This is a genomic window from Bradyrhizobium sp. HKCCYLRH3099 (assembly GCF_051167855.1).
Taxonomy (GTDB): domain Bacteria; phylum Pseudomonadota; class Alphaproteobacteria; order Rhizobiales; family Xanthobacteraceae; genus Bradyrhizobium.
Map to the genome: position 1 here is coordinate 77,272 of NZ_JBNPTW010000013.1, position 12,481 is coordinate 89,752.

10 protein-coding genes are annotated in these 12,481 nt (G+C 65.0%); 2 read left to right on the top strand and 8 right to left on the bottom strand.

Going from position 1 to position 12,481, the window contains the following annotated elements; genetic code table 11:
• Window positions 1–2: 2 nt before the first annotated feature.
• The 5 genes from ACQR1Y_RS22965 to ACQR1Y_RS22985 form a co-directional block, all read right to left on the bottom strand.
• On the bottom strand, window positions 3–593 hold the full coding sequence (locus ACQR1Y_RS22965; protein WP_434878310.1) for an SMI1/KNR4 family protein: 591 nt from the start codon (window positions 591–593) through the stop codon (window positions 3–5).
• Between the two features lie 85 nt (window positions 594–678).
• Window positions 679–984 carry a hypothetical protein gene (locus ACQR1Y_RS22970; RefSeq protein WP_434878311.1) on the bottom strand — a complete coding sequence of 102 codons (306 nt, stop codon included), beginning with the start codon at window positions 982–984 and terminating at the stop codon, window positions 679–681.
• 818 nt (window positions 985–1,802) lie between these two features.
• On the bottom strand, window positions 1,803–2,594 hold the full coding sequence (gene hyi / locus ACQR1Y_RS22975; protein ID WP_434878312.1) for a hydroxypyruvate isomerase: 792 nt from the start codon (window positions 2,592–2,594) through the stop codon (window positions 1,803–1,805).
• A gap of 33 nt (window positions 2,595–2,627) precedes the next feature.
• Window positions 2,628–4,415, bottom strand: a complete 1,788-nt coding sequence (gene gcl, locus ACQR1Y_RS22980) for a glyoxylate carboligase (protein ID WP_434878313.1) — start codon at window positions 4,413–4,415, stop codon at window positions 2,628–2,630.
• Window positions 4,416–4,585: 170 nt separating this feature from the next.
• Window positions 4,586–6,388 (bottom strand): adenine deaminase, encoded by a 1,803-nt coding sequence (locus tag ACQR1Y_RS22985; protein WP_434878314.1) that lies wholly within the window; start codon window positions 6,386–6,388, stop codon window positions 4,586–4,588.
• Window positions 6,389–6,585: 197 nt separating this feature from the next.
• On the opposite strand from ACQR1Y_RS22985, the gene ACQR1Y_RS22990 reads away from it, so the two are divergent.
• Window positions 6,586–7,806 (top strand): metalloprotease, encoded by a 1,221-nt coding sequence (locus ACQR1Y_RS22990; protein WP_434878315.1) that lies wholly within the window; start codon window positions 6,586–6,588, stop codon window positions 7,804–7,806.
• Window positions 7,807–7,862: 56 nt separating this feature from the next.
• Here ACQR1Y_RS22990 and ACQR1Y_RS22995 read toward each other — a convergent pair whose 3' ends face one another.
• The 3 genes from ACQR1Y_RS22995 to ACQR1Y_RS23005 all read right to left on the bottom strand — a co-directional run bounded on the left by ACQR1Y_RS22995 (window position 7,863) and on the right by ACQR1Y_RS23005 (window position 11,522).
• Window positions 7,863–8,324: a hypothetical protein gene (locus tag ACQR1Y_RS22995; RefSeq protein WP_434878316.1), complete on the bottom strand. Its 462-nt coding sequence runs from the start codon at window positions 8,322–8,324 to the stop codon at window positions 7,863–7,865.
• 84 nt (window positions 8,325–8,408) lie between these two features.
• Entirely contained in the window at window positions 8,409–9,254 is an 846-nt protein-coding gene (locus tag ACQR1Y_RS23000) for an IclR family transcriptional regulator (protein ID WP_434878317.1), read from the bottom strand.
• A gap of 126 nt (window positions 9,255–9,380) precedes the next feature.
• A complete protein-coding gene (locus ACQR1Y_RS23005) occupies window positions 9,381–11,522 on the bottom strand; it encodes an acetate--CoA ligase family protein (protein ID WP_434878318.1) in 2,142 nt (713 codons plus the stop codon).
• 190 nt (window positions 11,523–11,712) lie between these two features.
• Between ACQR1Y_RS23005 and ACQR1Y_RS23010 the strand changes: the two genes are divergently transcribed.
• Entirely contained in the window at window positions 11,713–12,444 is a 732-nt protein-coding gene (locus ACQR1Y_RS23010) for a GntR family transcriptional regulator (RefSeq protein WP_006610670.1), read from the top strand.
• Window positions 12,445–12,481 lie beyond the last annotated feature (37 nt).

Here is a 12,481-nt window from a genome sequence, read left to right on the forward strand (position 1 = left end):
GTTCACGCTTGGTTGGACTCGTACACCCCGCCCCACTCGTCATCCCAAGTCAGCGCGCCTCGCTCGAAGTCGTCGGCGATGATCTCGATGAACTCGGTCAGTGAGCCCGCGATGAGGTCGCGGCGGGCATCGTCGTGCCACATCGTGATGACCTGGCCGCTCCTGCCGCCCTCGGCCGGCTCCATGTCGACGCAGAGATGGTTGCCGCCGCCGTCTCCGCAGAACGGAATCCAGCGCAAGCGCCACCATTCATCGCCCTTGATCGGCCCGCTCGGGTCACAGCTGTAGTTCTCGGGCTTGAACTGCGTGCGATAAAGGTCGGCCCAGATCTTCCACTCCTCAGCGATGCGCTCGGCCGAGAACAGCTCCCATCCAGGCAGGACCTGATGATCGCCGCTTCCATTGTGGAGGCTCAACAATCGGCGGAGGTCCGGAGGAAACCCGCAACCGACCTCTCGCTCGGCCGACTCGATCTGGGCCGTCGTGGCGCCCTCGTTGAAGTAGCTGATGAAGGGAGCATGCGCCTCGGTGGCCTTCGCCGTGTAGCGCGCCCAGGCGCTCTTGAGCCTCGCAGGATCAAAATCGGTTGTCATCGTCGCCTCGTGAGTTGCAACTTGGATTGTCGAGCTTCAGCTCGGATAGGATGCCATCGGCGGTGAGGTTCGGTCCACCGAGCAGCTAAAGCGTGACTGTCTGCACCGGCACGGACGTGTCGATACCCAAAGCATAAGCTTCCGCGAAGGATCGCACCTCGTCGATCGACTCGCCGGGATGTGATGTCGTCATCAGCAATCGGCCAGAACCATCGCCAAGACCGACAACCAGTTCGTCGATGACGTCTTCGACTCTGCGGCAGTCCGGTCCGATCACGCAGACCAATTTAACTCCGTCCCGGACACAATGCTCAACGAATGCTGCAAGGGCTGCTGAATCCCACGGGGGTGCGTGGAGTATCACTCTTTGTGAATACTTCATCGAATTCATTCACTCGTCCTTGCGCTCGTGGCCGCCTACATCGCAACATTCGCGGCCTATGCGGTCGTCATCCAGACAAGACTACCAATCCGTGGGTTCTAGAACAATGTGCAGGCGCAATGCAGAACTTCAGGGACCGAGCCATGCTCGTGAAAGTCGGCTTCACAAACTGGCGGCAGACAACCTGGTTCAGGAGGCAAAAATGAGCTTACGCGCCATGTCACACACAGCTTGGCATCATGCTTGCTCTGGGTGGTCTCTCCAACGAGGCCGCCCAGGCGGGCGAGCCAACGTGTCCTGCGCCTCAACTTTACGCCAACCTGACGAAATCCGACAGCAAATGGGAGGTCGAGGCAGATCCGCTCCCACCAGAGCCGAAAATGGAAGTGGGGTCCGTTGCATTCCAGCCAGTTCAACGGATGACTCTTCAAGGAGGCGCGATCTTTGTGGCCCCGTTCAGATCAGACTTCAAGAAGGCCAGGATTCGCGTGGTCGGTCACGATGTCAGCCTTGATCGAATCCAATTCCAGTATGCACCGTTCCCCCATATGTGGGAGGCCTTGATGGTGGAGAGGTACGCTCAGCCCAGCGTACGGTTCACGCTTTCCGCGTCAGATGGCGCGTGCGGAGCACGAGCGCTCGTTCTCACAATAGACGGTATGGCCGCTGCGAAGCCATTCCCAATCCAGCAGTGGCAGTTCACACGAAAATAGCAGGCCGGTGTCGCGGAGCCGGTCAAGGCGGCTGCAAGCTGGCTGGCGGGAGCCGCGGGGCTGCGTGTTTGCTGCGGCTTTCGAGAATGCCTTGGAGGGTGATCCGTGCGAGGCTCAGCATGCCGGGGCGAGTGAGCGGTCCGTCAGCCACGTCAGCCCCTCCTCCGTGGTCGTCAACGGCTTGTACTCGCAGCCCACCCAGCCGGCATAGCCGATGGCGTCGAGGTGGCGGAACAGATACGCGTAGTTGATCTCGCCCGTCCCCGGCTCGTGGCGACCGGGATTGTCGGCGAGCTGGATATGGGCGATGCGGGCGAGGTGCTTCTGCAGGGTGCGGGCGAGATCGCCCTCCATGATCTGCATGTGGTAGATGTCGTATTGGACGAACAGATTGTCGGACTCGACCTCCGAGATCAGTTGCAGCGCCTGGGCGGTGCGGCTCAAGAAGAAGCCGGGCATGTCGAGCGTGTTGATCGGCTCGATCAGCAGCTTGATGCCCTGCGCCTTCAGCGCGGTGGCGGCAAAGCGGAGGTTGCGCACCAGCGTCTGGTTGAGCTCGCGCGGATCGGCATCATCGGGCGCGATGCCGACGAGGCAGTTGAGCTGGCGGCAGTCCAGCGCCCGGGCGTATTCGATGCCGCGGCGGACGCCGTCGCGGAAGTCGTCGACGCGGTCCGGCAGGATGGCAATGCCGCGCTCGCCGGCGGCCCAGTTGCCGGCGGGCAGATTGTGCAGCACCTGGGTCAGGCCGTGGCGGGCGAGCTGCTCGCGCAGCTCGGCCTTGTCGAACTCGTAGGGAAACAGATATTCGACACCGCTGAAGCCGGCCGCCTTGGCGGCGGCGAAGCGCTCCAGGAACGGCAGCTCGTTGAACAGCATCGTGAGGTTGGCGGCAAAGCGCGGCATGTGATGATCCTCGGATGAGAGCGGCGGATGTGTTCAGGCGGGCTGCAGCGTGCGCTGGGGCTCGGCCGGCGTCTCGTCCACCGGCAGATCGAGCACCTCCTCGAACTCGACGACGTTGTCGATCTCCGTCCCCATCGCGATGTTGGTGACGCGCTCGAGCACGAACTCGACGACGACCGGCACCTGATACTCCGCCATCCATTCGCGCGCGGTCGCGAACGCCGCCTGCGCGTCGCGCGGATCGGTGACGCGGATCGCCTTGCAGCCAAGCCCCTGCGCGACCGCGACGTGGTCGACGCCGTAGCCGCCGACCTCCGGCGCGTTGATGTTCTCGAACGACAGCTGCACCTGATAGTCCATCGAGAAGCCGCGCTGCGCCTGGCGGATCAGGCCGAGATAGGCGTTGTTCACGACGACATGGATGTAGGGCAGATTGAACTGGGCGCCGACCGCGAGCTCCTCGATCAGGAACTGGAAGTCGTAGTCGCCGGACAGCGCGACGATCTCGCGCTTGGGATCGGCGGCGCGGACGCCGAGCGCGGCCGGCAGGGTCCAGCCGAGCGGGCCGGCCTGCCCCGCATTGATCCAGTGGCGCGGATGGTTGACGCTGAGGAACTGGGCGCCGCCGATCTGCGACAGGCCGATGACGCTGACATAACAGGTGTCGCGGCCGAATGCCTTGTTCATCTCGTGATAGACGCGCTGCGGCTTGATCGGCACCTGGTCGAAATCGCTGCGCCGGAGCATCGTGCGCTTGCGGTCCTGGCAGGCCGCCGGCCACGCCTGCCGCTCGCGCAGCCGGCCCGCCTTGCGCCATTCGCGCGCGACACTGATGAACAGCTCCAGCGCCGCCTTGGCATCGGACACGATGCCGAGCTCGGGATTGAAGACGCGGCCGATCTGGGTCGGCTCGATGTCGACATGCACGAAGGTGCGGCCCTTGGTGTAGGTCTCCAAGGAGCCGGTGTGGCGGTTGGCCCAGCGGTTGCCGATGCCGAGGACTAAATCGGACTCCAGGAAGTTGGCGTTGCCGTAGCGGTGGCTGGTCTGCAGGCCGACCATCCCGGCCATCAGCACGTGATCATCGGGAATGGCGCCCCACCCCATCAGGGTCGGCACGACCGGCACGTTGACGATCTCGGCGAAGGTGACGAGCAGATCACTGGCATCGGCGTTGATGATGCCACCGCCGGCGACGATCAGCGGACGCTCCGCGGCGTTGAGCATCTCCATCGCCTTCTCGACCTGCTTGCGGCTCGCGGCTGGCTTGTAGACCGGCAGCGGCGCATAGGTCTCGTCGTCGAACTCGATCTCGGCGAGCTGGACGTCGAGCGGCAGGTCGATCAGCACCGGGCCCGGGCGGCCCGAGCGCATGATGTGGAAGGCCTGGCTGAACACACGTGGCACGAGGCCGGGCTCGCGCACCGTCACCGCCCATTTGGTCACGGGCTTGGCGATCTGCTCGATGTCGACGGCCTGGAAATCCTCCTTGTACAGCCGCGCGCGCGGCGCCTGGCCGGTGATACAGAGGATCGGAATGGAGTCCGCGATCGCCGAATAGAGCCCGGTGATCATGTCGGTGCCGGCCGGGCCTGATGTGCCGATGCACACGCCGATATTGCCGGCCTTGGCGCGGGTGTAGCCCTCGGCCATGTGCGAGGCGCCCTCGACATGGCGGGCGAGAATGTGGCGGATCGAGCCGCGCCGTTGCAGCGCGGAATAGAGCGGGTTGATCGCCGCACCGGGAACGCCGAAGGCGCAGGTGACGCCCTCCTTCTCCAAGATCCGCACCGCAGCATCGATCGCCCGCATCTTCGCCATCTCGCGTCTCCCGTTTGGTTGATGCGCGAGGATCGCTGCTGCGGGCGGTCATCTCAATTCAGTCGTCGATTTTTCCCACGATGCGGCACGTCCGGCAAAACAGCGGATGGCTCAGTTAGTTATGGCGACAAACAGCTGACATGTCCTAACAGCTTGGCAGCGCGATCCTGCTATTCGAACAGCGGCGCGAGCTCCATCTGCGGCACCAGCACGAGGCCCTTGTTGGTGATACGAATTTCCGGAATGACCGATAGGGGAATCAGATTGAAGCCCATGTAGGGAATGGTGCAGCCGGCCTCGGCCCATTCTGTCTTCAAGAGCTTCACCTCATCGGCGACCTCCGTGACGCGCTTGTCCGACAGCAGGCCGGCGATCGGCAACGGAACCATCGCCCGCACCTGGCCGTCGGCCACGACGCAGACGCCGCCCTGCTGCGCGCCGATCGCGGCGACGGCCGCCTGCATGTCCGCCTCGTTGGTGCCGGCGACGATGATGTTGTGGCTGTCATGGCCGACGCTGGAGGCGACGGCGCCGCGCGTCAGGCCGAAATCCTTCAACAGCCCGTGCGCGACGTTGCCGGCCGACTTGCCGTGGCGCTCGATGACGGCGACGAAGCACAGGCCGTGGCGCGCGAACAGCGTGTCCCAGTCGTTGGCCGGCTCGATCGCGACCTTCTCATGGATCAGCGTGATGCCCGGCAGCGCGGTCTTGATCGCGTTGACGGTGCAGGCCTTGGCCGGCAGCTCCGGCGTGAGCTTCATCTGCGCTGGCAGCTTCACCGTAGCGTACGCGGTCGTCGGATACTGATAGCGCTGCGACAAGGCCTGATCGAGCCGTGAGGTGATTTTCCCCTTGTCGACGACGAGCTCGCCGCCATACCAGGTCGATTGCGGCTTGAGGCCATCGTCGAGCAGCACCAGATCGGCGCGGCGGCCGCCGCCGAGGCCGCCGATCTCGCCGTCCATCGCAAACCGCGTTGCGCCGTGCAGCGAGCCCATCGACCACGCCTGCTCCGGCGACATCCCCGCCTTGACCGCCTCGCGCACCACCCAGTCCAAGCCGAACAGCATGAGATCGTCGGCGTCGCGATCGTCGGTGCAGACGGCGGTGCGCTTGTGCGAGGCGCCGAGCTCGGTGATGGTGCGGATCGCCTGCGGCAGGCTGTGCCACGGCGTCGTCGGCGGCCCACCGCGCAGGAAGATCCAGACGCCGGCGTCGAGCAGGTCGTCGGCGATGTCGCGGTCGATCGCCTCATGCGTGTCGGTGACGCCGCTCGCGGCATAGGCCGCGACGAACTCGCGGCCATAGACGTGGCCCGACACCGGCCGCCCGCGTTGCAGCGCGGCTGCGAGAATGGCGTGGCTGCGCTCGTCGCCCATGCAGACCGGCACGAAATCCATCTTCTCGCCGAGCGCCACCGCCTCCGGCCAGCGGTCGAACAGGCCGGCGATCTTGTCCGGCGTGAGATCGCCGCCGGCGGTCTCCAGCGCCGCCGACGTGGCCGGCACCGTCGAGGGCACGGTGAGGAAGATCGACAGCGGCGCCTGCCGCGCATCCTCCAGCATCGCCTCGACGCCGGCGACATCCATCACGTTGCCGATCTCGTGGCTGTCGCAAAAGATCGTCGTGGTGCCGTTGAGCAGTGCGGCTTCCGCATAGGCGCAGGCGGTCACCATCGAGGATTCGATATGGATGTGCGGATCGACGAGGCCGGGCGCGATGATGCCGCCTGCGGCGTCGTAGATCGCGAAGCCGCTCGCGAGCGCCTTGTGCGCGCCCGCCGGCTTCACCGCGGCGACGCGTCCGCCGGTGATCCAGAGCTCGCGGCTCGGAAGAATACGTTCCGAATAGGTCGACAGCACCCGCGCCCCGGTGATGACGAGATCGGGCGCGACCCGGCCCGACGCGACATCGGCGAGCCGCCGCGTCATGCTGTGCAGAGGAGCGACCGAGAAGCGGGTGAGTTTGGACATGGCACAACTCGCTGGACGTGTTCAGGTGATCCGCCACGATCGTTGCGCGCGATGCAGGCGACGGCAAGCCCAAATAGGGCAGCGGATTTGATTACGCCTTGGGCAGTGGGGGCTCCTTCACCGTCCCTGACCTTGACGACATCGGCTGCGCACCCTAGGGGCGAGAGATCACGAATACGTCACCTGTGAAGGATCCCATGCTCAGGTTGCTGGCTGTGCCGATCGAGTTGCTGCGTCTCGTCATCTGCGTCATGCAGGCAATGGTCGATGCCGTCAGGGGCCGCCAACGGCAGCGCTACGAGGCCCAGATCCTGATCAACGCCCCTCGCGACGCGGTGTGGCGCTTCAACGTCGCCGAGCGGATGGTGCTGAACGGGCCACCGGTGCTCGAGATCACCCGCGAACCCCTGCCCGGAAGCCCCGACCTCTGGCTCGGCCGCGTCGCCGTGAGCGGACAGCCGCGAACGCAAGGCGTCTACCGCGAGATCGAGCGCGACGATGCCAACGGGATCATCCGGTCCCAGAACGTGGCGCATGAGCTGAGCGTGCCGCCGGAGGGCGGACGCGATGCGCAGGCGGGCGTGAGCGTCACCGCCACCGCGCAAGGGACGCTGCTGACCATCTTCAACGAGCTGACGATCCGCAGCTTTCGCGACCGCATCATCTATCCGCTCAGCGTGCGCAGGCTGACGCAACTGATCAAGGCCGAATGCGAGCGGGAGGCCGGCACGCACAGCCGTCTCGCCGACCTCGCCAATCATGGTCTGGTGCTCTCGGCGCTGGCGCTGGCCAGCTTCTGGTACATGTTCAGCCTGAAGGAGGCGGTGCTGCTGGCGATCGTCCTCGCCATCCACGAGGCGGGTCACGCCGCAGCGATGCTGATGGCCGGCGTAGGCATCCACGCCGTCTACCTCGTCCCCTTCTTCGGCGGCGCCATCGTGCCGAAGACCGCCTATGGCAGCGAAGGCCGGCTCGGCTTCATCGCGCTGATGGGGCCGGCGATGAGCCTGGTCCCGACGCTCGCGCTATTCGCGATCATGCCGGCCGGCAAATCCGACCTGCGCCTGGCGATGGAGATGTTCGCGGTGATCAACGCGGCCAACCTGCTGCCGATCTATCCGCTCGACGGCGGCCTCGTTCTCAACGCGCTGATCGGCTCGGCCAGCCGCAAGGCCGCCCTGCTCGTCGGCTGGATCGGCGTCGTGGCCGGCCTCACGCTGGCGCTGCATTTCCACTCCTGGCTGATCGGCATTCCGTTTCTGCTGTTCGCTCTGCAGCGCTATCTGACCGGACATCAGGCGATCCAGTTGAAGCCACTCTCGCTCCGGGGCGGCATCGCGCTGGCGGTCGCCTATGTCCTGACGTTTGCGGCCTACGCCCTCGTGATCAAGACGATGCTGGCGACCCGGGCGTTCTAACCTGGTCGCCTCGTCGTTGTACGGCAGTCTTCGCGACTAGGATCCGGCCGATCGGCCTAAGGATAGAGGCCGATCGGTATCCGCAGCTCCGCGGTGACGCGCTCAAGCGCCTTCGGCGCGGTGTTCTGTTTGAGGACGAAGCCCTCTTTCGCCAGCGTGCTGATCCTGAACTCGCATTCGCCGGACTCGCGATCGACGATTTCGAGTCGCACGATTGCGGGGTTCATGTTCAAGAAGCCAGCGCCGATGACCGCCTTGAGGACACGCCGGGGTGGCGCGATGTCGTCCTCGGGCATCAGCTCGCCGAGCTTCGCAAGCGCGGATGTCCCTAACGCGAGCGCCTTGTCGGGAGCCATTCGCCGGACGATCGTCCGCGTGCAGGTTTCGGTTGGAAGAGACCTCATCACGAGCCGTCCCCCCGCCATCAGTTTCGATGCGACGCGAGGCGGGACGATCCCGCCGTACTCGCCGGCCTTGTTGAGCCATCGATCGAAGATCTCGGCGTCGCTGATGGACATTGGCATGACTCCGTGAAAGCAGCGCGGTTGTGCTGGCTCGGCCACTCACCTCGAACGGGATTGTCGGCGCTGGCGGCACTGCCGTCAATCGGCCTGCCTATCGCTATCGCCGGCGGCCGGCCCCACCCCACCCAGCGCCGCCGTCAGCTCCGCGGCGATATCCCGCACCATTCCGCCGACCACCGGCACCCGCTCCTCCGTCAGCCGGCTCGCCAGGCCCGAGATCGAGACCGCGGCGAGCGGCTCGCGGCAGGAATCGTGGACGACGGCGGCGATGCAGCGCAGGCCGAGGCGCGCCTCCTCGTCGTCGACGGCGTAGCCCTGGCGGCGGATGGTTTCGAGCTCGCGGAACAGGTCGCTGGCGCGGATGATGGACTTTTCGGTCAGGCGCGGCATGCCCTGGCGGTGGATGATGCCGTTGACGTCGTCGTCGGAATAGGTCGCGAGCACCGCCTTGCCCATACCGGAGGCGACCATCGGCAGGCGGCCGCCGACCTTGGTCAGCGAACGCATGATCTCGCGGCTGTCGAGCCGCAGCAGCACCATCAGCGATTCATCGTCGACGACGGCGAGATTGGCGGTCTCGCGCGACTGGTCGCGTAGCCTTCTCAGATAGGGAATCGCCAGCGCGACGAAATTACGCCGGCGGGTGAAGGTCGCGCCGACGGCGAAGCTCTGCGCGCCGACGTGCCATTTCGATTCCATGCGGTCGAACTGGACGAAGCGGCGCTTTTCCAGGGTCGTCAGCAGGCGATGCACGGTGGAGGTGGAGAGCCCGGCGCGGATGGCGAGATCGCTGAGGCGATAGCCCTCGTCGTCCTCGGCCAGAATTTCCAGGATCTGCAGCGCGCGGCCGACGGATTGCACGCCGCCGTCGCGGGGCTCGGCCGCGGCATCGCTGCGTGGCTCGATCGTCTTGCGACGGATCACGTGGCGCCTCTCTGCACCGCCCTCTGAAGGCGGCGCCGTTCTCGGACGGACGGATCTTGCTTCGTCACGCTACACAAGAAAGTGCCGCCCCGGCCAGGGCCGAGGCGGCATTCGCGTCATCTTGACTTAGAGCAGGCCCGCGCCGCGCGCCCACTTGTACTTGGCCCCGAGCACCTCGACCGGGAGCTCGGTCGAATAGGCGTAGGCCGGGATGCCGTTCTGGTAGAGATATTCGGCGGCTTCCTCGACCTCGACGTCGCCGGCAAGCGAGGCGACCATCGGCTTCACGAAGCCCTTGGCCTCCATCTCCTTCTTCACCTCGACCATGTTGCGTGCGAACACCATCGGCGGGGTCACGATCGTGTGCCAATAGCCGAGGATCAGCGCGTGGATGCGCTCGTCCGACAGGCCGAGCTTGACCGTGTTCACGTAAGTGATCGGCGGCTCGCCGCCGGTGATGTCGACCGGGTTGCCGGCGGCACCGAACGGCGGGATGAACTTGCGGAACGCGGCATCGAGATCCGGCGGCATCGTCATCAGCGACAGGCCGTTGTCGACGACGGCGTCGGACAAGAGCACGCCCGAACCGCCGGCGCCGGTGATGATGAGGACGTTCTCACCCTTCGGCGTCGGCAGCACCGGCACGCCGCGGGCGAACTCCAGCAGCTGGCGAAGCGAGCGGGCGCGGATGACGCCGGACTGCTTCAGCACATCCTCATAGATCTTGTCGTTGCCGGCGAGCGCGCCGGTGTGCGAGGACGCCGCCTTCGCGCCGGCCGAGGTGCGGCCAGCCTTGAGAACGATGACCGGCTTCTTCTTGGAGACGCGCTTGGCGGCTTCCGCGAAGGCGCGGCCATCCTTGAGATCCTCGCAGTGCTGCGCGATCAGGTTGGTGTTCGGATCCTGCTCGAAGAAGGCGAGCAGATCGTCTTCGTCGATGTCAGACTTGTTGCCGAGGCCGACGATCGCCGACACGCCCATCTTGGCCGAGCGCGAGAAGCCGATGATGGCCATGCCGATGCCGCCCGACTGCGACGACAGCGCCGCGTGGCCCTTGACATCATAGGCGGTGCAGAAGGTCGCGCAGAGATTGGCCGGCGTGTAGTAGAAGCCGTAGATGTTCGGCCCCATCAGGCGGACATTGTACTTCTTGCCGATCTCGACGATCTCGGCCTGCAGCTCCGGCTCGTTGGCCTCGGCGAAGCCCGAGGGGATCAGCACCGCGCCGGGGATCTGCTTCTCGCCGCATTCGGTCAGCGCGCCGGCGACGAACTTCGCGGGGATCGCGAACACCGCGGTGTCGATCACGCCCGGCACGTCCTTGACGCTCTTATAGGCCTTGTAGCCGAGGATCTCGGAGGCCTTGGGGTGGATCGGGTAGATCTGGCCCTTGTAGCCGCCGTTGATCAGGTTCTTCATCACGGAGTTGCCGATCTTGCCGTCCTCGGCGGAGGCGCCGATCACGGCGACCGCCTGGGGCTTCATGATGCGGTTCATCGCGGTGACGATTTCCTCGTTCGAACGCGGCGCCGGACGGGGCTTGTAGTCGAAATCGACGACGATGCGGACATCGGCCGCGATCGCGCCATTCTTGGTCGCGAACACCGGGTTGAGGTCGAGCTCGACGATCTCGGGGAAATCACTGACCAGCTTCGAGACCTTGACGATGACGTCGGCCAGCGCCTCGCGGCTCACGGCATCGCCGCCGCGCACGCCCTTCAACATTTCGTGCGCCTGGATGCCGTCGAGCATCGACAGGGCATCGTCCTTGGTCGCAGGGGCGAGGCGGAATGTCACATCCTTCAGCACTTCGACCAGCACGCCGCCGAGGCCGAAGGCGACGAGCTTGCCGAACGAGCCGTCGGTGATGGAGCCGACGATCACCTCGGTACCGCCGGTCAGCATCTGCTGCACCTGGATGCCTTCGATCTTGGCGTCGGCCTTGTACTTCTTCGCATTCGCGAGAATCGTCTCGTACGCGGTCTTCGCATCGTCGGCCGTCTTCACGCCGACAATCACGCCGCCCGCTTCGGTCTTATGCAGGATGTCCGGCGAGACGATCTTCATCACCACCGGAAAACCCATGTCGCCGGCGAGCTTCGCTGCATCAGCGGCCGACTTCGCCAATCCCTCTTTCGGCACCGGAATCCCGTAGGCGTCGCAGACGATCTTGCCTTCGGGCGCGGTCAGGGCGGTGCGTTTGTCCGCCTTCACACGATCGAGCACGTCTCGGATCGTGGCCTTGGCGTTCGGGATGGCGTCAGACATCGGGGCTTCCTCCTGGGGGATTGCTCGTGGTTTATGGCATTTGGTATGCCAGAAGCAAACTTTGTCAAGCGCATCGAAGATGTGGAAACGCGGAAAAATCGGTCATCTTGACAGTCTGGCATCTGGTATGCCAAAAATATTGGACGCAAAATGCTGTACACAGTGATCTCCCAAGGAGAGGAGATCGGTCGTGTCGACAGAGAAAACGAACAAGGCATTGCCCATCATGGCCGAGGCTGACATCGCGATCGCTCGCATCGCCCCGGAGACGAGCTTCAAGAATAAGGCCTATGAGGCCTTGAAAGAAGCGATTCTGAAGATGGACATCTACGCCTCGCCCGAGCCTGTCATGCTCGACGAGCGCGCGCTTTCCGAACGCCTCGGTGTCAGCCGCACGCCGATCCGCGAAGCGATCGCGATGCTCGAGCAGGACGGCTTCGTGAAGACCGTGCCGCGCCGTGGCATCGTCGTGGTGCGCCGGACGAAGAGCGAGATCGTCGACATGATCCGCGCCTGGGCGGCGCTGGAGAGCATGGCGGCGCGGCTCATCACCACGATCGCGCGCAAGAAGGACATCACGGCGCTGCGCGACTACTTCAAGGATTTCGGCAAGGACCGCCCGCCGCAGGAGCACATCGAGGAATATTCCAAGGCGAACATCGCGTTTCATCAGGCGCTGATCTCGCTGTCGGAGTCGCCGGTGCTGGTCGACATGACCAACGACATTCTGCTCCATGTGCGCGGCTATCGCCAGCTCACGATCGGCCGCACCGACCGTATCGCGGCGTCCCTGCCCGAGCACCTCGCGATCATCGAGGCGCTGGAGGAACGCAACACCGAGCTCGCCGAAAAGCGCGCGCGGGATCACACGCTGGGCCTCGCGACCTATGTCGAGACGCACGGCCAGGAACTATTCAGCTAACTTCAAACAGAAGACGCGGAATGCGCCTTCACAGACG